We start from the raw sequence: 22,443 nt of genomic DNA on the forward strand, positions 1-22,443 counted from the left end.
ATAGACTCCTTAATTGTTCACTATGTTAAGTATATCTTTCTATTATATATGAGATTTTTCAGAAACCATATTCAGAAGGCTCGAAATAAAAAAGATTTTCTTTATACTATATAAATCCCTTTTGATGTTTCATTATATAAGTCGCTGCTTTGCAAAATAAAAAGGAACCTCACACCCATTTTCTTTGTTTTTCGCCTGGCATGGGGGCAGGAAAAGACACTGCCCGCTTCTATGCATGACCCGATGCTCTATTCCGCCTAAAAAGAACGTTTTTATACCTTTTAGTTTTCCATATGAGATGAAACATCCTTTACGAACCTTTGAATAAAAACTAATTCTTCTTTTGTATATTGATCCAGAAGTAAAAGCCACTTCTCTTCGGCTTCTGCATGCAATTCTTCATGAGCTATATACATTTCATTCCCTTTCTCTGTTAAACGGAAGAAAATTTCTTTTTGATTATCTATCATTTTCATCTTCTCAACGAACCGTTTAGTAAACAACTTTGTACAAATTTTAGAAATTGCTCCCTTTGTCATTCCCATCTCTTCGGTAATGGCTGTTACGTTCATCAAACCTTTTTTTCCTATACATTCGATAACATGTAATTCTGATAAAGACATACCACTTATACCTGTCTCATGAAGAAATTTCTCATCATTTTCCTTCATATGCTCTTCTTTTTTATGAAACAGTGTACGAATATCTGAAAGTATTTCCATTTGTTGAGATATACGATCCAATTCAATCCCTCCATGATACTTCATAAGTTTCCCTAGAAACAATTTAATTATATACCATTTTAAAATAAAAATTAAAATCATTTTTCATCTTTACAAGTAAGAAAATAGTGTTAAAATTAATTTAGTTTCCAAGGAAACTAAAAATAAGGAGGTTTTATTATGAACCATTCATTTTCTTCATCAAGATTAAAGTTTATTTTATACATCGTTTGCATTAGCGCTCTGTTAGGGTCTTTTTCCCAAAATATTTACACGCCTATCTTACCAATGATTCAAAATTCTTTTCACACCTCTCTTTATCTTGTAAATTTAACCGTTTCTATTTTCACTTTTATTCTTGCAATTATGCAGCTTATTTACGGACCATTAATTGATGCAAAAGGACGAAAATACATTCTTATTCCTAGTCTATTGATAAGTACGATCGGTTCAATCGGTTGTGCCTTCACAACAAACATCTATTTATTCCTTATTTTTAGAGCGATTCAAGCGTTAGGGCTAGCAGCTATACCTGTAGTAGCTGCTACTATTATTGGCGACTTATTCGAAGGAAAAGAACGCGGACAAGCAATGAGTCTCTATCAAACGCTACTTGCACTCGCCCCTGCAGTAGGTCCTCTCATGGGTGGCTATCTTGGAAATATAAATGGACACGTATCTATTTTTCTCTTTTTATCTATAATTGGTGTAATTTTATTAATTACAAATATCTCACTGCTCCCAGAAACAAAACCAGCTGTACTTAAACAAACAAAAACAACAAATAACTATTGGAGCATCTTACAACATAAAACTGGATTTTCTATTGCGATTATTGGTTTTATGCAGTTTTGTATTTATTTTTGTTTTCTCGTTTTTTTACCCTCCATATTAACAAATCTATTTCATCTAAGCACAGGTGAAATCGGGCTTATGTTTGTACCAATGTCCCTATGTATTATGCTAGGAAGTTATTGCTACAAATTTTCACAACCATTACTCTGTGGGAAACAAGCTTTGCTTATCACTAGTTTCTTCAACATCATATGCGTTCTCCTATTCTCTTTTACATATTATATAAACATCCCAATCCTTGTCATTGCTACATCCCTATACGGTTTTAGCATGGGGTTATCGATGCCAACTCATACCACTTTATTAACAGAAGAATTTGTAGAAGAACGAGCAACCGCCATTGGTATCTACAACTTTATTCGCTATATAGGAATGGGCACAGGTCCAATCGTAGGTAGTTTTCTGTTATTTAATCAAAATTACTTTTGGATTTTCTTTGCAGAAGCAATTGTTTTTCTAATTGTGGTCTTATATGCTATGAAAAAATTAACTCTTTATCATGTGAAAAAAGAAGCGATTCAAAAGGCTAAATAATATTTATCTATCTAATATACAAACAAAAAGAGAATGTCCGAAAACAGCTAGTTTACTGCATTTGGACATTCTCTCTTTTATTTATACTCTTTGATCAGCAACAATATGAATATCAATATGTTTTGTTTGCCTCATAATTTCATTTACAATTGATCCTTTTCGAATTTCTTCCCACCTTGTTCTTGCTGATTGCCCAAGCAAAATTTGTGTGACTTGCAATCGTTTCGCCACGTCAATAATGACATCAGCTGGTTTTCTTCCTCTTGCTTCTTCTAATAAAAAAGTAGCATAGAATTGATTTGTAAAATCTTTCCACTCGTTGATTATTTGCCTTTTTCCTGCCGATAAAGATTCTATATTTTCTCTTTCAACGTTTAACACATATAATTCTGCATTTAATCGATTCGCCATGCGCCAGCCACGTCTTATTAATTTCTCTGCTGTTGAACTGTATTGCACACAGACGAGAATTTTTTCTTTTACACCTATTGGTTCCGTAACCGATTGACTAATTTTCTCATCCATATCATCTGCAACTTCACGAAGTGACAACTCTCGTAAAGCTCCTAAATTATTAATTGTAAAAAAATTTTGCAGGCTCCGTTGAATTTTTTCTTCCTTATATATTTTCCCATCTATTAATCGTTTCCGTAATACTTCTGGTGTTACATCAACGAGTTGAATCTCATTTGCTTTTTGTAAAATAAAATCAGGAACACGTTCTCTTACTTTTACATTCGTTATTTGTTCTACAATATCATGAACGCTTTCTAAATGCTGAATATTAAATGCTGATAATACCGATATCCCCGCTTCTAACAATTCTTCTACATCCATATAGCGTTTCTTGTTTTTTGATCCAGGTATATTGCTATGTGCCAATTCATCTACAACAACTACATGCGGTGCTCGTTTTATAATTCTATCTACATCAAGTTCATAAAATACTTTTCCTTTATAATTCATTTCTTTTAAAGGAATTTTTTCTAAATCAGCAATTGCTTCTTCTGTCTCTTTTCTTCCATGTGTTTCAATTAAACCTATTACAATATCAATTCCCTCTTTTTTCATCTCCCTAGCGTCAAACAACATTTTATAACTTTTTCCTACTCCTGGAGCAGCACCTACATATAACTTTAATTTCCCACGATTTTGTTGACGAATATATTCTAAATATTCTTCTGGTGTTCGCCTTTGGAACGTCGGGTTATAGTCATCTGCATACATTACACACACAACCTTTCTTATCAAACAACGCTACCTCAATCGGTTGGATTGAGGTAGCGTTGATACTATTTTATTATTTTTTGTAATTCCAAATTTAATTTCAAGACGTTTACACGGTCTTCTCCAAATAATCCAAGTGCAGCACCTTCTGTTTGAGACTTAATCACTTGATTTATTTTATTTTTCGGAATATTTGTTAATTTCGAGATGCGATCAACTTGTATATAAGCTGCCTGCGGACTAATATCAGGATCTAATCCAGAGCCTGAATTCGTCACTAAATCCATCGGTACTTCCGTAACTGGAACAGCTGGATTTTTATCTTTCCAATTTGCTACACTTTCTTCTACACGTTTTACTAAATCTGGATTAGATGGTGCATAGTTATTTGATCCTGATGCTTCTGCTTTATATTCTATACTAGAGATACGTCCATGAAAATATCGTGGATCTTTAAAATTTTGGCCAATTAGTTTTGAACCAATCACTTCATTTTTTTCATTATATATAAGACTTCCGTCCGCATTATCCTTCATAACTGCTTGTGCAATTCCAGTTACAAGCAATGGGTATAAAATCCCACACAGGACAAGAAATGTAAAAGTAACACGAATGACCGGTGAAAGTATATTTTGTTTTTTAGCCATCTTCTTTTCCCCTCTTCCTTATATAAACAATCCTACAAGCAGATCAATTACTTTAATTCCAATGAAAGGAACAATCACTCCGCCAAGCCCATAAATCAATAAGTTGCGACCAAGCAACGCATTGGAACTCATTGGTTTATACGCAATCCCCTTCATTGCTAATGGAATGAGTAATGGAATAATAATCGCATTAAATATCAATGCTGATAAAATAGCTGAAAGCGGCGAAGTTAATTTCATTATGTTCAGTGCTTCCATTTGCGGAATTGCTAATGTAAACATCGCCGGGATAATTGCAAAGTATTTCGCTATATCATTTGCAATACTAAATGTTGTCAATGCACCACGTGTCATTAATAGCTGTTTACCAATCCCTACAACCTCAATAATTTTTGTTGGATTGGAATCTAAGTCAATCATATTCGCCGCTTCTTTCGCAGCTGTTGTTCCGCTATTCATTGCTAATCCTACATCAGCTTGTGCTAATGCTGGTGCATCATTCGTACCATCACCTGTCATTGCCACAAGTTTTCCTTTATCTTGTTCTGCTTTAATAACTGCAATTTTATCTTCCGGCTTACATTCTGCAACGAACTCATCTACCCCTGCTTCTTTCGCAATAGTTGCTGCTGTTAATGGGTTATCACCTGTACACATGACTGTTTTGATTCCCATCTGACGAAGCTGTTCAAAACGTTCACGCATACCGGGTTTTACAGTATCTTTTAAATAGATCAATCCATAAATACGATTATCCACTGCAACTACAAGTGGTGTCCCACCTTCTTTTGAAATTAAATCTGCCTTTTGATTCACATCTTTTGGAATCGTACCACCTTGTGCTTGTACCCACTCAATAACGGCACCAACTGCACCTTTTCTTACTTTTGTACCATCAAGTAAGTCTACACCACTCATTCTTGTTTCTGCCTTAAACGGAACGAACTCACCTTGCTCAGCAAGCTCACTGTTATATGATAGAGCTTTTGATTTTACATATTCAATTACAGAGCGACCTTCTGGTGTTTCGTCTAAAACTGATCCTAATGCAGCCCATTTTGCTAATTGTTCAATTGTTTCGTTCCCTACAGGAAGTAATGTATGTGCCATCCGATTCCCAAAAGTAATGGTACCTGTTTTATCCAAAATAATTGTATTAATATCACCAGCAGCTTCTACAGCTTTACCTGACATTGCTAATACATTAAACTTCGTAACACGGTCCATTCCGGCAATCCCAATGGCTGATAATAAACCACCAATTGTCGTTGGAATTAAACAAACTAGAAGTGCTACCAGTACAGCTGTATCAATCTTGAAACCTAAATAGTTTGTAAAGATAGGTAGTGTCACAACAACAATTAAGAAAATTAGAGTTAAGCTAGTTAATACTGTGTTCAGAGCGATCTCATTCGGTGTTTTTTGACGAGCTGCTCCTTCTACTAAAGAGATCATTTTATCTATAAATGACTCACCTGGATTGCTTGTAATCGAAATTGTAATCTCATCACTTACAACCATTGTACCGCCTGTTACTGAACAAAAGTCTCCACCAGCTTCTTTAATGACAGGAGCGGATTCTCCCGTAATAGCAGATTCATCTACTGATGCTAAACCTTTAATTACTTCACCATCACTTGGAATCATTTCTCCTTGTTTTACAATTACAATGTCGCCCTTTCTCAGTTCAGTGGCTGAAACTTGAACGATTTTCCCATTTTCTTTTATGACGTTTGCAAATACATCTTTCTTCGATTGTTTCAAAGAATCTGCTTGTGCTTTGCCACGCCCTTCTGCCAAAGCTTCTGCAAAGTTAGCAAACAAAACTGTAAATAATAGAATGAGAGAAACTGTTATATTGAACCAACCTGGTATACTACTAGAACTATTCGGAAGAAACGATAAAATAAAAGTAATAATAAATCCAATTTCTACTACGAACATGATTGGGTTTTTCACCATTACTTTCGGATTCAACTTTGCAACTGATTGTTTCATGGCATGTATAACAATATCACGATCCATTGTTTTCGCTTGTCTAACTTCACTTTCTACAACATGTATTGATGATGTACTCGATTGATTAGCTTGTTTTTCTTTTACCACTACAGGTCTCATCATTTACCCTCCATTACTTCAATGTAAGAAATTCTGCAATTGGTCCTAGCACTAACATTGGGAAGAACGTTAATGCACCAACGATTACAATTGTTCCAATGAAAATGCCCCCAAATAAACTATTATCAGTGCGGAATGTTCCTACCGTTTCTGGTACTACCGTCTTCTCTTTCAATGAAGCTGCTACAGCTAACATTGTAATTAAACTGAAATAACGTCCTAAAAACATAACTAAACCAGTTGTAATATTCCAAAATGGTGTATTATCTCCTAATCCTTCAAATCCAGATCCATTGTTAGCAGCGGAAGATGTATACTCATATACAACTTGCGTTAAACCATGAAAGCCTGAATGAGAAATTGCATCCGTCCCTAAATGAGTTGAAAGAGCTAATGCTGAGAATCCTAAAATAAGCAATGGATGAAATAATATCGTTACCGCAATTAATTTCATTTCTTTTCCTTCAATTTTTTTACCTAAAAATTCTGGTGTTCGTCCAACCATCAATCCAGATATAAAGACTGCAATAATTGCGTACATAATGATATTGACAAAACCTGCCCCAACGCCGCCAAACACTGTATTTAACATCATGTTTACAAGTGGTACCAATCCACCAATTGGTGTTAACGTGTCATGCATTGTATTAACTGCACCTGTTTCTGCTGCTGTCGTTACTGTCGCATACAATGAAGAAAAGGCTGTTCCAAATCGTACTTCTTTCCCTTCTGTACTACCTTGTACGCTTTCCATTCCCATTTGATTTAATGCTGGATTACCATGCAATTCTGATGACACAATCGTTGCAAAACCAACGAAAAATACCATAAATAGTGAAACGAAAAGGATACGTCCCTGTTTTTTATTCCCGACCATTCTTCCATACGTAAATGGTAACGCCGTTGGTAATAACATCATGAGCATCATTTGTAAAATGTTGCTTATTTGACCTGGATTTTCAAATGGATGTGTGGAGTTTGCTCCGAAGAATCCACCACCATTATTACCAAGTTCCTTAATTGAAACGAATGAAGCTACTGGACCACGCAAAATACTTTGTTTCACACCTTCAATCGTGTTTGCTGAAACCGCTCCATCTAACGTTTGTGGTACACCTAAAGCAACAAAAATCAGTGCTGCAACAAATGCAATTGGAAGAAAGACCCTTGTTAATGCTCGTGTAAAATCAACGAAAAAGTTACCAAGTTCCTTGCCTGCTAATCCTCTTATAAAAGCCATTACAAGTGCCAATGTTGTTGCCGGTGCAGTAAACATTAAAAATGTAATCCCAATTAACTGTGATAAATAAGATAATCCATTTTCACCGCTATAATGCTGTAAGTTTGTATCTGCCATAAAGCTGATGGCTGTATTAAAAGCAAGTGTTGGCTCCATCCCTTCAATATGCGCTGGATTTAACGGCAATACACCTTGCAAACGGAAAATAAAATATACAACAACAATCATAAATCCATTAAGTGCAACTAATGATAACGCGTACTGTTTCCATGTTTGATTGTATGACCTAACACCTGCAATTTTGAAAATAAATTTTTCAAAAGGCCCAAATACTTTATCTAATTTTCTACTACCTTGAAAAGCTTTCTCTAAATAAATGCCCGTTGGCTTTGCAACAAGAATAAATAATATCATTGTGATAACAACTGCAACCCAAATCATAATGAATGATTCCCCCTAATTAAAACTTCTCTGGATTTAATAACGCATAAACTAGATACACAGTAATCGCTGCAACAATAATCGATAAGGCAATCATCATGGTTGCTTCCCTTCTTTCACAACTTTATCTGACCAGCTTGCAAGTCCTATCATAGATGCTACTAATACAACAAAGATCCCAATCATCACAACATCAAGCATTACAATCCCTCTCTCTTTTTTAATGTAAAATTTTACCATCTATCCATCAAAAAAAGAACACTGAGGCTCTACTCAGTGTTCAAAAATGAACAACACAAAAGTAAACCTCCTCTCCAAACGCTTACGAGGTTAGCTGTCGGATTCGGGCCTAAAGAGTAGCCCTACTTTCGTAATGAAAGATTCACCCCAAGTGACAATGCACAAAATTGGTTCCCCCGCTCCATTTCTGGACTCAGCGATATCAGGTTGTTTTTGGAAATATTTATGAACAATTTATGATTGTAAATATACTCCTCTATATTTGACTTGTAAAGAGGGGAATTACCTAAAATAAGAAAAAATTTCATCATTTAAACGTTTACATTAGCTAGAATTCGTATTTTATCATCTGTTTCCTTGTCTTTTCTTTCTTTTTTATTAAAATCATCTTTTAATATGAAAGAAAAAAGAGCGAATTAACCTGAGCACCTTTTTCTAGCACCCTGGATTCGCTCTCTTTTTCATTACCAATCTATTCTCTGTATATCTGCAAGAGTTTACCCCTCATTCATACGGGATAAAAATGAACGCAAATTTCTCCCCCGAATATAGACCTGCGTCAGCTCCACATGCGTTTTTTCATACTCAATAACATCCATTTCTAAATACAAAATATCTCCTGATGGCAATACCATATATGGCTTTGGAAAAACAGGATCTTGCGTTGCTAGTTCTTGAACCCGCTCTATCGATACTGCCCAACGATTAGCTATATCCTCACGTAATAAGACTCTCATCTTCACTTCCCCCACCCTACTCGAAAAATAAAAAAGAAATGTTATCACAATTCGTAAATACTACAAATTTAGCTCCAATTGTTTGATAGAGCCTTACTGGATATCTTTTATTTCTTGTGACAACTGTAATAGGTGCTTGAAAAGAAAAGCGAATACGCTCGGTAAAAAAACTAACTGTTGGAAGTTCATCTCCTAGCAAAATTACCTTTTTTATTCCGCTACAAATACTTGTTAGATCCCGATCTTTATTGCAACAATAGGCTGATTCAAATCCACTTGCTCGCACTACTGCTGCTACATGTTCATCTGCTGTAAAAATAATCATATCACTTTGAAAAGGTAACAATTCTCGTAAACTATTTACTTTATTTTCTTCTCCTACACAAATGAGCGTTAATTCTTTTTCCCCATTCATGCACATCATCCTCCTTAGCATAAAAGAATTCAAATATAGATTGATATTCTCCTATACTAACCAGACCGATGAAGCGATGTATCCATCGTTACACCATCCCCTCTCAAGACGCTTACGAAGTTAGCTGTCGGATTCGGACTTTGAGAGTAGCCCTACTTTCATCATGAAAGATTCACCCCTAGTGCCAATGCACAATTTGGTTCCTCCGCTCCCTATACTGGACTCAGCGTTTCAACAAAATACGTTTCTATTCCTACGCTGCTGCTTGATCCCTTAATCAATACAGAAGTAAAAACAGATTCTGGATGATATACTACTCCTAAATATGGAAAAAGTAAACAACAAAAAAACCAGTTATAAAAACTGGTTTCCTCATCAAAATCCGAATATTTATGCATGAATTTCTTGACGTTTCCCCCGCTATTCGCGGGCAGTAAGACTCCCATCTCAAAATTCAGCAAAAGCAAAGAAGCTAGGTGGAGGATCAACTGCCCATAAAAGCCCGATTGGTGAGGGCTAATAATCAGTGTGGGATAAAGCCCCCACTGATTAAAGTTTCAGTTTATAAGCAAAATGATTCGTTGGTCCATGACCACTTCCAATATTTAATTGCTGTTCAATCGCTATACTAATAAACTTTTTTGCTTCTTGAACAGCTTCTTGGATTCGATATCCTTTTGCAAGTCCTGCCGTAACGGCTGATGCAAATGTACAACCGCTACCATGCGTTTGTTTTGAATCAATTCGTTCGCTTCGATATTCAATAAACTGCTCGCCATCAAATAATAAATCGATAACTTCGTTCCCTTGATACGCTGCATGTCCACCTTTCATAAGAACATATGTCGCTCCTAAACTATGCAACACCTTCGCAGCTTCTTTACTATCGCGGATATTATGAATTTCCATCCCTGTTAATACTTCTGCTTCTGGTACGTTCGGAGTCACAACTGTTGCAATTGGCAATAAATATTCTTTTAACGCCTGTACTGCTTCTTGTTGTAATAACGAAGCACCGCCCTTTGCAATCATAACAGGATCTAGTACAATATTATTCCAATCAAACTTTTTAATATGTTCTGCTACAACTTTAATAATTTCACTACTAAACAACATACCAAGCTTAACAGCATCTGGTGTTAAATCTGTACCAATTGAATTTAATTGCTCCTTAATCCCTTCCAGGGTAACAGGATATACCCCTTGCACACCAAGTGTGTTTTGGGCAGTAATAGCAGTGATAGCCGTCATTCCATATACACAAAGCTCTTGAAATGTTTTTAAATCCGCTTGAATTCCTGCACCACCGCCGCTATCAGATCCAGCAATTGTTAAAGCTTTATTCACTTTCATTTCACTCATCCTTTTCTATCCAAAATAGCGATGATAAATTGTTTTTGCTTCTACTACATCCTTCGTCCCATGCACAAGTACGCGTCCATCTTGAAAGGCAACTAGCCGTTTGCCTTCGACTGAAAATGATAGTAGATATGGATTTATGTTTAAATCTGCTACGCGATCATGTAATATTTCTTTATACCGCTCAAAATCAAGCTGTTCCTTATGAGGTGTTCTAATTTGAACTGTATTCCTCCCGCATAAAACAGCAGTTTTCGATGTATTCTCTGTATTTAAATATGGGTATATTGCCCCCTCACCACATGATGGACAATTATGTTTGCGAAGCTTTTGCACATTCATACATGAATATTCATTTTTCCATACATCAAACGATACAAGCCCATCTCGAAGGGCTTCATAATCCTCTACTAACAATTTAAGGGTTTCCGTTACTTGATGAGAAACAACAAGAGATACAGCAGGTGAAATAATACCGGCTGTATCACATGTTGCTCCGCCAAGCGGGATCGATTGTAGTAAACAAGATAGACATGGCGCTTTTCCTGGCAAAATCGTATAAGAAAGACCATAGCTTCCTACACACGCTCCATAAATCCATGGAATCGAATGTTTTTGTGATATATCATTTACAATAAAACGTGTTTCAAAATTATCAGTTGCATCAATCATCACGTCTACATTTGTAACCAGCTGTTCTAATTCTTCCGCTGTTACATCTTGCACAAAAGCTGCTACGGTTACATTACTATTAATTGCTTGCAAACGACTTTGTGCTGCTACAGCCTTGGGAAGGTTATTTTTCACATCCTCCTCACAATACAGCTGCTGACGTTGTAAATTACTCCAATCAATATAATCCCGATCCACAATTGTCACACGGCCTACACCAGCTCTTACAAGCATCTCTGCATTCGCACTACCAAGTGCACCTGCACCGATGATTAGTACATGTTTTTGTCCTATCTTTTGCTGTCCCTTTTCTCCAATTGGAGAAAATAACTCTTGGCGAGAATATCGATTATTCAACTACGCTCATTCCTTCTAACGGACTACTTGCTGTTGCACAACGCTTACGTGCAATACGTCCTGCTTCAAATCCTAAGCGTCCTGCATGAATACCTAGTTTCATTGCGAATGCCATTTTAATAGGGTCTTTCGCACCAGATACAGCTGTATTTAATAACACACCGTCTGCTCCTAATTCCATTGCAAACGCTGCATCAGCTGGGCTACCAACACCTGCATCAACAATGACTGGTACAGTTGCTTGTTCAATAATAAAGCTTAAATTTAATGGATTCACAATTCCAAGTCCTGAACCAATTGGTGAGGCACCAGGCATAATCGCATGAACACCTAGTTCCTGTAATTTACGAGCTAATACAACATCATCAGATGTATAAGGAAGAACGATAAAACCTTCCTCGAGCAACATTTCAGATGCTTTTAACGTTTCTACTGGATCAGGTAATAACGTTCTATCATCACCAATAACCTCTACTTTTACCATGTCACAAAGTCCGGAGGCTTTTGCTAATTTTGCAATACGAACAGCTTCTTCAGCATTTTTTGCTCCGGCTGTATTTGGTAGTAATGTATATTTCTTCAGATCGATTTTTTCTAATAAATTCGGCTGGTCTGCATCAAATATATCCATACGACGTACAGCGAATGTTAAAATCTCTGCCTCTGATACTTCAATTGCTTTCTGCTGCACATCAAAATCAGGGAATTTTCCTGTTCCTAATAAAAGTCTAGAATGAAATGTAAATGGTCCAATGTTTAACATAATCAACCGCCTCCTACGAAAGTTACAATCTCAATTTGGTCTCCATCAAAAACAGATGTATCTCGATGGTCTTCCTTTTGCAAAATATCCTGGTTACGTTCTACCACGACAATCTTTGTATCTAGCCCTAAATGTGTAAGCAATTCTGCTACTGTTTTAATACTTACAGGTACCTCTACTTGCTTACCATTAATTTTTAAGTTCAAGCTTCCATCCCCTTTCTATATAAACCCTTTCTTTTTAGGTGGGAGAGAGCATCCGACCATGCATAGAAACAGTCAGATCCCCCTTCCTGCTCCATGCCAAGTGAAAACAAAGAGAGAACACGAGTGCAAGTCACCTTTTATTTTTCATAACAGTAACTTATATGTTAAAAATCAAAATCGATTTATATAAATCGATTTTGAAAGCAATGAATCTAGCAAATGATTTCCTTGCTTTCCCTCTATTAAATCTGCCATATATTGACCAGAGACAGGGCTCAATAAAATTCCATTTCGATAATGACCGGTGCAAGCATACAACCCCTTTATTTCCTCATGTGCCCCCATATAAGGAACCTCGTGATTAGATTGTGGCCGCAATCCCGCCCAAGCACTTTCCCATTCTGCTTCTTTCAAAGCTGGCAAGATTGTATAAGCACGCTCTAATATCGAAGTAATACTTTCTGGTTGTACAGACTTATTAAACGTATGAGGCTTCATCGTCGCTCCAATTACATAACGTCCACCGCGTTTTGGTGCAATATAAAATCGCTCTTGAAAAATAGGAGATTGCAGTAGTGGTTTACGGCTCTTTACAGCAATTACTTCCCCTTTCACAGGATATGTACCCCAATCCCTATGAAAATGATGAAGTAATTTCGTGCTCCATGAGCCACCTGCGATTACTACCTTTTCACATGAAATTTTGCCTTCATTCGTGATAATTCCAGTTACTCGATTGTTTTCTATTTTGATATCAAATACTTCTGTCTGTTCATATATGTCAGCCCCAGAAACGGCCGCAGAGTGTGCAAATGCTTTTGTAAGTTCCGGCGCAATAACATGACCATCTTTCGGATAATATACAGCGCAGATAATCGATGAAGACAGAAAAGGTTCTTTTTCACGAAGCTGATCTCCTGTAATGAAATACGATTCTTCACCCGTTTGCTGTTGCCAGTTCATAATATCAAGTATTCTTGCCTTCTCATCTTCATTTTGAGCAATTCGATATATGCCTTTCTCTTCATATCCAATATCAATACCCGTTTTTTCTCGTAAATCTTGTGCAAGTTGCGGAAATATTGCACGGCTCTCTCTAGCAAGCTCAAATAATGGATCATACGCATCCCATTCTGCCTGTACACCAAGTAAACCAGCGGCTGCTTTAGATGCTTCAGACGCAACCCTTTGTTTCTCAACAATTGCAACTTGATATCCTCTTTCTGCTAGAAAATGTGCAACTGAACTACCAATCACACCACCGCCAATAATGGCTACATCATACTTCTTACCCATGATTTTCCGCCCACTTTCTTATTGTTTCCTTGTATAACCTGGCCTGCTCATATGGTTCGTTATCACTCACAATGCCAGACATTACAGCGATACCACTCACACCAGCCATAAGGGCCTCTCCCGTATTTTCGGGTGTTATCCCTCCAATAGCTGTAATTGGTATCGTTAATCTTCTTGCCATATCTGAAATTTCTTCCAATCCCCTTGCTGGAACACCTTTCTTACAACTCGTTGGAAATACATGACCATAAACAAGTGAATCGGCTCCGTTTTTGAATGCTACGATTGCTTCTTCTAACGAATGCACAGAATAACCAACATGCAAATACGAAAACTTCTCCTTAACAGATCTAACATTCGCGCTTCGGTATCCCAATTGCACACGCGGGATATTTAATAAAATAGCTATATCAATTCGATCGTTAATTACAAGCTTAGATGCTGGAAAGCTCCTTTTTAGGAGACCTTCTACACCCTCATACAATTCTTTTGTGCTTTTCTCACGCTCACGAATATGCAAATAATCAATCTCACTCTCAATTTGCATCGCTACATTCGTTAACTCTTCGAATGTCATCTGACCATTTGAGATAACATGGAGCTCGTCTTTCATATTCATTCGCCTACTTTAAAATATTTTCGAATAATTCATTGGCAGGAACAACCTCTTTTGTCATTCCTTTTTCTTTCAACCATTTATTTTGTTTCTCCCATGATTCCTTTGTATCTAATAAAAACGGCTCATCTTTCGTTTCCATTTTCTCTAACAAAATTTTCATACTTTCTTTTTCAACTTCTGGAACAAGTGGGAAATTTTCTTTTTCCTGATGATCTAATAAAATACCCAGTGCTTCATCTGGATTCTTCTTCATGAAGTCATATCCTTTTTTCGCACCACGTAAAAAGGCTTGCAACGCTGCTTTATCTTTTTTCAATGTTTTATCACCTGTTACAAAAACAAGCTCATGATAATTTGGTACACCATACTCAGCTGGATTGAAGTAAGCTGGTTCATGGCCTTGATGACGCATAACAGGAACTTCATGATTAATGTATGCCCCAGTTACAGCATCTACTTTTTTCGTAATTAAAGCTGGTACTAAATCAAATCCAACATCTACTACTTTTACGTTATCTGGATTACCACCAGCTTCTTTTATCATCGTTTTTAAATACGCTTCACTTAAAGGTGTTCCAGAATAACCAACTGTCTTACCCTCTAAATCTTTTGGTGACTGAATTCCAGCTGATTTTAACGATACAACATGATTTAATGGTGAACGGACAACAGCCCCAATCGATTTTACTGGGATTTGTTCATTTGCTTTTGCAATGACAACATCGGGTTGATAATATAAACCAACCGTTACTTTTCCTGCCGCCGCTAACGTTAATGGATCAGTTGGATTAGAAGGAAATTTAATATTCACTTTTACTCCTTCTTCTTTAAAGTACCCTTTTTCAATCGCCGCATAGATGAAGCTATGCACTGCATTTGGATACCAATCAAGCATCACTGTTATTTCCTTCTCCGTTTCCTTCTTCTCTGATGCTGAATTGCTAGAACATCCTGCAATCATTGCCACTAATAATGTAAACACAAAGATGCGTTTGAATAATTTCATGAATGTTTCCTCCAACTAATGAATTTCTTTTCTAATATAGAAATGAGTAATACAAAGAAAATAGCTAGTAATGATAACAACACAATTGGTGCAAATACACCTGCTCCATCTAATTGTGTCATCATTCGTTTACTAAAATAGCCTAGACCGGCTTGTGCACCAAGCCACTCACCGATTGCTGCTCCAATTACGCTAAGAGGAACTGCAATTTTTAAAGCCGAGAAAAAGTAAGGAAGCGCAGATGGCAACTTTAATTTTAGAAAGATATCTTTTTTTGTTGCACCATATGTAACTAAAAGCTCCTCCCACTCCTTTTTCGTACTGCGCAATCCATCATACGTATTTACCGCAATCGGAAAAAATGTAATTAAAACTGTAACAACTACTTTGCTCCAAATAGAATATCCAAACCATAGAACAAATAATGGTGCTAGAGCTGTAATTGGGATTGTTTGCGAAGCAACTAATAACGGATAAAATGCCCTTTCCATCCATGTGCTAGCATTCATTAACATTGCGAGTCCAACACCAAGCGCAATGGAAATAACAACACCTATTAAAACTACATATAGCGTCGCTGGCAAATGAACCGTAAATAATATGTCTCGGAGTGCCCACATTTTAACTACGATGGCAGTAGGAGATGGCAGAATGTACATCTCGTCTACAATTCTAGCTCCCACTTCCCAGCTCACAAGTAAGATACCACTCAAAATCAATGCAGGTAATAACTCTATAACACGCTTCATATGAGCACCTGCCTTTGCAACATACCAAGTAGCTCACCTTTTAACGCGAGTATCTCAGGCTTATACAAATCTTTTCTTGAGCGATCCATTCCAAGTGGTACAATACGCTCCGTCAAAGTTGTTATAGGCTGCTCCATCACCACTAAAATCCGATTAGAAAGAAAAATTGCTTCTTCTACATCATGTGTAATGAATAAAATTGTTTTTTGCCACTGTTTCCATTGTTCAAACAACCATTCTTGCAAGCTTGCTTTTGTTAATGCATCTAGTGCACTAAATGGCTCATCTAACAATAAAATGTCCCCGCCTGTTAATAAGGTTCTTATAAAGGACACTCGCTGCCTCATACCACCTGATAAGTCTTTCGGATACTTTTGCTCATAGCCTTGCAAACCAAATTGTTCTAAAAGTTCCTTTGCTTTTAGATGTGCTTGTTTTTTCTTTGCACCTTGACATTCTAACGGTAATGCTGCATTTTCAATAATCGTTCTCCACGGCAGGAGCATATCTTTTTGTGGCATATATCCTACAGGATGACTCGTTGTCTCTGTCAGTTGAATTGTTCCATCTGCCGCATCTTCTAATCCTGTGATTAAACGAAATAATGTACTTTTGCCACAGCCACTCGGTCCAATGATGCTTACAAACTCCTTTTCTTGCACGGAAGCATCTAGGCCATGTATGATTGGCTTTTCATCATAATGAAAGGAAACATTATGAAACTGTAGTATGCTCTTGGTCCTCAAAACCCCACATCTCCTTACGATATGCCATATCCCAGAATAAATATTCAAATCGGCTGGAATATAAGAAAATCTCTTCCAATCGCGCTAATTCTTGTTCTGACTTTCCTTCAGCTAGTTCATTTAATAAATCCATTAGCCAAGTGCAAAGATTCCCATATTCTTCTGAGCTATATCCTTGAATCCATTCTCCGAAGAACTCATGATCTCTTGCTCCTGGAATATCATTTAAACGTTTTCCAATTTCCCAATAGCTCCACATACATGGAAGAAGAGCTGCAATTAACTCCGCAAGCGTACCATTTTGAGATACTGACATCATATAGTTTGTATACGCTAAATTTTTGGCAGATGGTTTTGCCTCCTCCATCTCCTGTACAGAAATACCAAGACGTTTTGCATACTGTTTATGAATTGTCATTTCTCCATTTAAAATGCCATCTATTTGTTCTGCAAATTTTGCCATAACTTGTGGATTTGTTGCTTTTACAACTCCAATTGCATATAGTTTTGCATAATCTAGCAAATATAAATAATCTTGTATGATGTAATATTGGAATTTATCTTTATCTAACGTGCCATCCCCCATTCCAGTTACAAATGGATGATTGTGGCTTTTCTCCCAAACAGGCTGTACTTTCTCAAATAATCTCTCACAAAATTTCATTTATATTTCCCCTTCCTTTGCATCTATTTATCCAAATAAAAAACCACTTCTATATGTAAGAAGTGGTTACAACAAATAAAAATGCATGTATTTGTTGTTCCACTTCCCTTCGCTAGTATTACCTAGATCAGGTCTGTAAGGGTTAAGGATTATTCCTCTCTCAGCACGCAAAGCACCCCTAGTGGTTGTTACTATAAATTTGTCCAATAAAAAATCCCTGTTTCTTTACGCAAAGAAACAGGGACTGACCGTTAATGTCCGAATTGCTTCCCTACGCTAGCATAATCTAGATCAGGTAGTTAAAAGGATAAAAGACTCTCGGCCTTACTCTCAGCTGGCAACACCAGCTCTCCTAGCACAATATGAAATTTCCATTGTCAGTATAACACTGTCATTAATCATCAGCAACTGTTTTAACTTATAATCTTATTTATAACCTACAAACCGAACACAACACGAGAGTTCTCCAGATTCTTATTCTTCCCTACTTTTTTACCTTATATTCAGAAAAAAGAAACTATTCGCTATCCATATTCTAATGATGATATATCTGTTATTCTTTTAATATATTTCGATTTTATTAAAAAATGGTTATTTATTCTCATTTCATATTACAGTTATGTGAACAACGCAAAAAGTATTATATCTTTATACTATAATAAAAAATATATAATACATCTATGGGGGGCTATTATCAGATGAAAATGAAAGCTACAGCTTTTACGGCAGCTACTGTCGCAGTCGCATCTCTACTTCCATCCATAAAACAAGTAGACACGCATACTGTATCAGCTCAGCAGATGCCTACAACAAAAACAGGATATATAAATCCGGATACAACTATATTATATTCAAATAATAAAACAGATAGTGACTCTATTAAAAATATTCTTCCTAACACACCTGTTACAATTTTGAATACTCTACATGATTACTATAAAGTTAATGTAAATAATACAATTGGTTACATTAAAAAGGGAGATATTTCATTTACTAAATCCACGTACCAAAAACAGAACTACATCGTAAATGCAAATATATTAAACATTCGCTCTAAGCCTACTGTAAAATCTTCTATTCTTGATAGATTACCAAATGGTACATTCATTTCAATCCAAGAAACAAAAGGGGATTGGTATCAAATTTCTCATAATGGACAAATAGGATATGTAAAAAAAGAATTTGTATTTAACACATCACAGGCATTAGTAAAAGGTATTACAGTACAAAATCAATCTCCCTACTACGTTGCCACACCAACCCTAAATGTACGTCGTGGTGCTGGAACACACACTGCCGTGATCGGATCTTTACAAAATGGAACACAGATCGACGTTATAGAAACAGCTGGTACTTGGTATAAAATTCGTTTCGGAACAAGTTATGGATTTGTAGCGAAACATTATATAATTCAAAAACAACCACATAACAAACAAACAGACTCATCTATTCCAGCAGTTTTTAAATTCCCTACTCAAGGAACCATTAGCTCTACATTCGATACGCGTTGGGAACAAATGCATTATGGTTTAGATATTACAGCGCCAGGGAATGTTTCTATTCACGCTGCTGCTTCTGGTAAAGTAATAAGATCTTATTATTCTGCAAGCTATGGGAATGTCGTATTTGTTGCACATCCTATCAAAGGAAAACTATATACAACAGTTTATGCACATATGAAAGACCGCACAGTAAAGGCTGGTGATCAAGTTCAAGCCGGACAATTATTAGGGCACATGGGCGATACCGGGCATTCCTATGGACAACATCTCCATTTTGAATTACATAATGGTGAATGGAATTTTGAAAAAACAAATGCAGTTGATCCGCTGCCTTACTTGGTTCGGTAATCTCATATGCCACGTAATATCCCATTAATTATTGAATACATAGCTTTTCTCGGTTTAATCTGTTGTTTATTAATTTATAATACAAACGTTGTCTTTTTAAGTATCGTCATCTTATTTGTTATTTTTGAAACTTTAATGGAAGTGTTCAAGATTCGATTAAAACAAAAAATTTCTCATATATATACTGCTTTTGTTACTTTTAGTAGCTTAATAACAAATGTTATTTATAGTGGCTTCCATGCCGCTGCTATATTCCCTGTATTTTTCGTAGGAGTACTACTCGTTATTTCTCAGTATATTTACATTCCTAAACATCGTAAGCAGCAGCAAGAGGCCTAGAATACTATGATGAAATAAAAAGGATCCCATTCCAAATGGGATCCTTTTTATTTCATCTACATTATATAAACGCCCTCTAAAAATACGGCTCTTTTATTATCCACACGCATATCGCTCATAAATAAACGTTAAATTATACTTTTTTTCTAAACTCATTCTTTGTTCATTATCACACCAATAGAATAAAATATCATGAATTGTTGCATAACGTTTATTCTTGAGAAATTGCTTAATAAATGAAGGTAAACAATCATGTAGTTGTATAAATATATAATTCCGCAAGATTTCTTCCTTATATTCAATTCTTTTACAAACATACATCAACTCTTCACAATAATAAGCATGCTGCGGCACTTGAATCATCTCAAAAAATGGTACATACGATAGTAGTTTCCCAATGAAATGTTCATATCGATTGATAAATTCTAACGAACTATGTTCCATCATTTCCTTCATTACATATAAATAATCATCCACATGTGTTGTTTTTAACGGGTCCAGACGATCAGAAATTTGGGCAATGACAGCTCTTTGGCATGCAACAACAGAACGACTTGGTCCATAATACGTTAAAAACTCTGTACACTTACGATATTTCTTTAATAAATCATATATATATAAGTCATACACATATGTATTACAGTACATGGCTAAACTCATCATCTCTTGATCTAACTGTTCCTTTGATAATGTTTTTGCCTGTTTACAAATATAATAGAATGTGATTTCCAGCATTTCCTTATGCGATAATAATTTGTCAGATGTTTCAATGCATTCTTCGTTATATTTAATTCTTTCCCATATCATTACATCTTTATTTTCTAGTTCACCAGTACGATATTTTACAATTAAATAATTCCAAGCGACAACTTGTGTTAAAATATCCCATGTTTCATATTCCATTGACGTGTGAACAAATTCATCTAATTTATGATTTACCATAAATGTATACGCCTCTTTATACCAACCAATTTTCTGGCATAAATGTACGATGCGAACTAACGTCGGAATTTCATCTTTATGAAACTGTGGTAAGCCTTTTACTCTATCCATTCCATATAAGATAAACGGAGCTAAATTTTCTTGTTTATAAAATTCTTTTTCTTTCCAGGCTAAAATAGTCCGTTCTCTACCTTCTCCTTTTGGATTATCAGGTACAAGTAAAGAAAATAAATCGGCAAAATTACTTGGTTCCACATACACAGGTGTGACCAAATTCCAATTAGGATCGCTCTGTACAGCCCTCATAGTATTCTCTCTCCGTTTCTATCTATATATGAAATCTCTATTCTATCAAGTGCAATTATTAACATATTCAAAACCGAAAACAAAACCTATATTTACTAGTATAGCATTTTTTTAGCAATAAAAATTTATAGTAGTTGCTGTTAACAAAAATTTCAAATGAAATACAATCATTTCATTTCACTCTTATATACCGTCCTATTATAAATACAACCTCATGGATACGTTTTACTATTAAATAAAACGCATCCAGTTTTATTGTCCACAGACGACTCAATACATTATATTTTTTCAACTGAAAAATTCATTCTACATCTTCAGATATTTCGCTTAAAGCAAATCCAGCCTGATCATCGGCCTCTTCGTTTATTGCTAAATCACCTAACGCTAACATCCCAATAAGCCTGCCATTCTCTACTACCGGTAGTCTTCTTATTCGATACCGTGCCATTAACTCTGTTGCCTTTTCAATCGATTCACTTGGAGATACCGAAACAATATCCGTTGTCATCACATTTGTTATTTTATTAGAACCTGGATGCTTTTCAGCAATTCCACGTATAACTAAATCACGATCCGTAACAAGACCAACTACTTGATGATTTTCTACAACTGGTATCATACCAATTTCTTCTTCTTTCATTTTCACCGCTGCTTCATACACATTGTCTAGTGGTGTACACTGTACAATATTGGTACTCATAAATTCTCTAACTGTTGCCATACTGCTTCATTCCCTCCTTTTAATACATACTATAGCTTTTCCAAATTCCCTTTATTTATTTCATATAAATAAAGGGAATTAAGATTCGTGATGTAGTGTATAAAAAAGAAAGGACTTTTCACATTATATATTCACAATAAAAAAGAGCCAGCAAATTGCTGACTCTTTTGGATGACCCGTACGGGATTCGAACCCGTGTTACCGCCGTGAAAGGGCGGTGTCTTAACCACTTGACCAACGGGCCATGGCTCCGCAGGTAGGACTCGAACCTACGACCGATCGGTTAACAGCCGATAGCTCTACCACTGAGCTACTGCGGAATATGGTGGGCCTAAATGGACTCGAACCATCGACCTCACGCTTATCAGGCGTGCGCTCTAACCAGCTGAGCTATAGGCCCTTAAAATACTACAGGGGCAGTAGGAATTGAACCCACACTGGAGGTTTTGGAGACCTCTGTTCTACCTTTAAACTATGCCCCTAAGTGATGCCGGCTAGAGGACTTGAACCCCCAACCTACTGATTACAAGTCAGTTGCTCTACCAATTGAGCTAAGCCGGCTTAACAAAAAACAATGGTGGCTCGGGACGGAATCGAACCGCCGACACGAGGATTTTCAGTCCTCTGCTCTACCGACTGAGCTACCGAGCCTTTATGTAAAAATGGCGGTCC

At 36.3% G+C, this 22,443-nt stretch carries 24 protein-coding genes, 6 tRNA genes and 4 riboswitches; of the genes, 3 read left to right on the top strand and 27 right to left on the bottom strand.

Annotated elements, in window-relative coordinates; all coding sequences use genetic code 11:
* Positions 1 to 281: 281 nt before the first annotated feature.
* Positions 282 to 767, bottom strand: a complete 486-nt coding sequence (locus AZF08_RS07055) for a MarR family transcriptional regulator (RefSeq protein WP_407639464.1) — start codon at positions 765 to 767, stop codon at positions 282 to 284.
* A 135-nt stretch (positions 768 to 902) separates the two neighbouring features.
* Between AZF08_RS07055 and AZF08_RS07060 the strand changes: the two genes are divergently transcribed.
* Positions 903 to 2,111: an MFS transporter gene (locus AZF08_RS07060; protein ID WP_033674583.1), complete on the top strand. Its 1,209-nt coding sequence runs from the start codon at positions 903 to 905 to the stop codon at positions 2,109 to 2,111.
* An 81-nt stretch (positions 2,112 to 2,192) separates the two neighbouring features.
* Here AZF08_RS07060 and kdpDN read toward each other — a convergent pair whose 3' ends face one another.
* The 18 genes from kdpDN to tenA form a co-directional block, all read right to left on the bottom strand.
* On the bottom strand, positions 2,193 to 3,338 hold the full coding sequence (kdpDN, locus tag AZF08_RS07065; RefSeq protein ID WP_033674581.1) for a KdpD-like non-kinase potassium sensor: 1,146 nt from the start codon (positions 3,336 to 3,338) through the stop codon (positions 2,193 to 2,195).
* Positions 3,339 to 3,403: 65 nt separating this feature from the next.
* Entirely contained in the window at positions 3,404 to 3,985 is a 582-nt protein-coding gene (gene kdpC / locus AZF08_RS07070; RefSeq protein WP_033674579.1) for a K(+)-transporting ATPase subunit C, read from the bottom strand.
* An 18-nt stretch (positions 3,986 to 4,003) separates the two neighbouring features.
* Positions 4,004 to 6,103 carry a potassium-transporting ATPase subunit KdpB gene (kdpB, locus tag AZF08_RS07075; protein ID WP_033674577.1) on the bottom strand — a complete coding sequence of 700 codons (2,100 nt, stop codon included), beginning with the start codon at positions 6,101 to 6,103 and terminating at the stop codon, positions 4,004 to 4,006.
* A gap of 13 nt (positions 6,104 to 6,116) precedes the next feature.
* Positions 6,117 to 7,784 (bottom strand): potassium-transporting ATPase subunit KdpA, encoded by a 1,668-nt coding sequence (gene kdpA / locus AZF08_RS07080; RefSeq protein WP_033674575.1) that lies wholly within the window; start codon positions 7,782 to 7,784, stop codon positions 6,117 to 6,119.
* A gap of 19 nt (positions 7,785 to 7,803) precedes the next feature.
* Positions 7,804 to 7,884, bottom strand: a complete 81-nt coding sequence (gene kdpF / locus AZF08_RS07085) for a K(+)-transporting ATPase subunit F (protein ID WP_000972376.1) — start codon at positions 7,882 to 7,884, stop codon at positions 7,804 to 7,806.
* On the bottom strand, positions 7,881 to 7,985 hold the full coding sequence (locus AZF08_RS07090; RefSeq protein WP_033674573.1) for a hypothetical protein: 105 nt from the start codon (positions 7,983 to 7,985) through the stop codon (positions 7,881 to 7,883). The genes kdpF and AZF08_RS07090 overlap by 4 nt, the downstream gene beginning before the upstream one ends.
* Before the next feature lie 104 nt (positions 7,986 to 8,089).
* A riboswitch (cyclic di-AMP (ydaO/yuaA leader) is annotated at positions 8,090 to 8,233 on the bottom strand.
* A 288-nt stretch (positions 8,234 to 8,521) separates the two neighbouring features.
* The gene (locus AZF08_RS07095; RefSeq protein WP_033674572.1) at positions 8,522 to 8,761 is read right to left on the bottom strand and encodes a hypothetical protein; all 240 of its coding nucleotides are present in this window, start codon (positions 8,759 to 8,761) and stop codon (positions 8,522 to 8,524) included.
* A gap of 16 nt (positions 8,762 to 8,777) precedes the next feature.
* Positions 8,778 to 9,176 carry a hypothetical protein gene (locus tag AZF08_RS07100; RefSeq protein ID WP_033674571.1) on the bottom strand — a complete coding sequence of 133 codons (399 nt, stop codon included), beginning with the start codon at positions 9,174 to 9,176 and terminating at the stop codon, positions 8,778 to 8,780.
* A gap of 93 nt (positions 9,177 to 9,269) precedes the next feature.
* Positions 9,270 to 9,415: riboswitch (cyclic di-AMP (ydaO/yuaA leader) on the bottom strand.
* 310 nt (positions 9,416 to 9,725) lie between these two features.
* Positions 9,726 to 10,538, bottom strand: coding sequence for a bifunctional hydroxymethylpyrimidine kinase/phosphomethylpyrimidine kinase (gene thiD / locus AZF08_RS07105; RefSeq protein WP_082246061.1), 813 nt, complete (start codon positions 10,536 to 10,538; stop codon positions 9,726 to 9,728).
* 6 nt (positions 10,539 to 10,544) lie between these two features.
* Entirely contained in the window at positions 10,545 to 11,564 is a 1,020-nt protein-coding gene (locus AZF08_RS07110; RefSeq protein ID WP_033674568.1) for a thiazole biosynthesis adenylyltransferase ThiF, read from the bottom strand.
* Complete coding sequence (thiG, locus tag AZF08_RS07115; RefSeq protein ID WP_033674566.1) at positions 11,557 to 12,327, bottom strand: thiazole synthase; 771 nt, start codon at positions 12,325 to 12,327, stop codon at positions 11,557 to 11,559. The genes AZF08_RS07110 and thiG overlap by 8 nt, the downstream gene beginning before the upstream one ends.
* A 2-nt stretch (positions 12,328 to 12,329) precedes the next feature.
* On the bottom strand, positions 12,330 to 12,533 hold the full coding sequence (gene thiS / locus AZF08_RS07120; protein ID WP_033674564.1) for a sulfur carrier protein ThiS: 204 nt from the start codon (positions 12,531 to 12,533) through the stop codon (positions 12,330 to 12,332).
* Between the two features lie 171 nt (positions 12,534 to 12,704).
* A complete protein-coding gene (gene thiO, locus AZF08_RS07125) occupies positions 12,705 to 13,829 on the bottom strand; it encodes a glycine oxidase ThiO (RefSeq protein WP_033674562.1) in 1,125 nt (374 codons plus the stop codon).
* Positions 13,822 to 14,442: a thiazole tautomerase TenI gene (gene tenI / locus AZF08_RS07130; RefSeq protein WP_033674561.1), complete on the bottom strand. Its 621-nt coding sequence runs from the start codon at positions 14,440 to 14,442 to the stop codon at positions 13,822 to 13,824. Before tenI ends, thiO begins: the two co-directional genes overlap by 8 nt.
* A 10-nt stretch (positions 14,443 to 14,452) precedes the next feature.
* Complete coding sequence (locus AZF08_RS07135) at positions 14,453 to 15,454, bottom strand: ABC transporter substrate-binding protein (protein WP_033674559.1); 1,002 nt, start codon at positions 15,452 to 15,454, stop codon at positions 14,453 to 14,455.
* Complete coding sequence (locus AZF08_RS07140) at positions 15,451 to 16,203, bottom strand: ABC transporter permease (RefSeq protein WP_033674557.1); 753 nt, start codon at positions 16,201 to 16,203, stop codon at positions 15,451 to 15,453. The genes AZF08_RS07135 and AZF08_RS07140 overlap by 4 nt, the downstream gene beginning before the upstream one ends.
* Positions 16,200 to 16,949, bottom strand: a complete 750-nt coding sequence (locus AZF08_RS07145; RefSeq protein ID WP_033674555.1) for an ABC transporter ATP-binding protein — start codon at positions 16,947 to 16,949, stop codon at positions 16,200 to 16,202. Before AZF08_RS07145 ends, AZF08_RS07140 begins: the two co-directional genes overlap by 4 nt.
* Positions 16,918 to 17,613, bottom strand: a complete 696-nt coding sequence (gene tenA, locus AZF08_RS07150) for a thiaminase II (protein ID WP_033674553.1) — start codon at positions 17,611 to 17,613, stop codon at positions 16,918 to 16,920. Before tenA ends, AZF08_RS07145 begins: the two co-directional genes overlap by 32 nt.
* Positions 17,614 to 17,700: 87 nt before the next feature.
* A riboswitch (TPP riboswitch) is annotated at positions 17,701 to 17,803 on the bottom strand.
* A gap of 61 nt (positions 17,804 to 17,864) precedes the next feature.
* Positions 17,865 to 17,977, bottom strand: a riboswitch (TPP riboswitch).
* A 334-nt stretch (positions 17,978 to 18,311) separates the two neighbouring features.
* On the opposite strand from tenA, the gene AZF08_RS07155 reads away from it, so the two are divergent.
* Together AZF08_RS07155 and AZF08_RS07160 are read left to right on the top strand one after the other, a co-directional pair.
* Positions 18,312 to 19,463 carry an SH3 domain-containing protein gene (locus AZF08_RS07155; protein WP_033674552.1) on the top strand — a complete coding sequence of 384 codons (1,152 nt, stop codon included), beginning with the start codon at positions 18,312 to 18,314 and terminating at the stop codon, positions 19,461 to 19,463.
* Between the two features lie 6 nt (positions 19,464 to 19,469).
* The gene (locus tag AZF08_RS07160; RefSeq protein WP_033674549.1) at positions 19,470 to 19,802 is read left to right on the top strand and encodes a hypothetical protein; all 333 of its coding nucleotides are present in this window, start codon (positions 19,470 to 19,472) and stop codon (positions 19,800 to 19,802) included.
* 96 nt (positions 19,803 to 19,898) lie between these two features.
* On the opposite strand, the gene AZF08_RS07165 is transcribed toward AZF08_RS07160, so the two are convergent.
* From AZF08_RS07165 to AZF08_RS07200, 8 genes are all read right to left on the bottom strand, one after another.
* A complete protein-coding gene (locus AZF08_RS07165; RefSeq protein WP_033674548.1) occupies positions 19,899 to 21,050 on the bottom strand; it encodes a DUF3965 domain-containing protein in 1,152 nt (383 codons plus the stop codon).
* Positions 21,051 to 21,351: 301 nt separating this feature from the next.
* The gene (locus AZF08_RS07170; RefSeq protein ID WP_033674546.1) at positions 21,352 to 21,771 is read right to left on the bottom strand and encodes a CBS domain-containing protein; all 420 of its coding nucleotides are present in this window, start codon (positions 21,769 to 21,771) and stop codon (positions 21,352 to 21,354) included.
* 172 nt (positions 21,772 to 21,943) lie between these two features.
* Positions 21,944 to 22,015: transfer RNA gene (locus AZF08_RS07175), tRNA-Glu, on the bottom strand.
* Between the two features lies 1 nt (position 22,016).
* Positions 22,017 to 22,091 (bottom strand) — tRNA-Asn (locus AZF08_RS07180).
* A gap of 3 nt (positions 22,092 to 22,094) precedes the next feature.
* A tRNA-Ile gene (locus AZF08_RS07185) sits at positions 22,095 to 22,171 on the bottom strand.
* An 11-nt stretch (positions 22,172 to 22,182) separates the two neighbouring features.
* Positions 22,183 to 22,253 (bottom strand) — tRNA-Trp (locus tag AZF08_RS07190).
* Positions 22,254 to 22,259: 6 nt separating this feature from the next.
* Positions 22,260 to 22,332, bottom strand: a tRNA-Thr gene (locus tag AZF08_RS07195).
* Positions 22,333 to 22,346: 14 nt separating this feature from the next.
* Positions 22,347 to 22,422 (bottom strand) — tRNA-Phe (locus tag AZF08_RS07200).
* Positions 22,423 to 22,443 lie beyond the last annotated feature (21 nt).

Origin of the sequence: Bacillus gaemokensis (genome assembly GCF_001590835.1) — a bacterium.
Classification (GTDB): Bacteria; Bacillota; Bacilli; order Bacillales; family Bacillaceae_G; genus Bacillus_A; species Bacillus_A gaemokensis.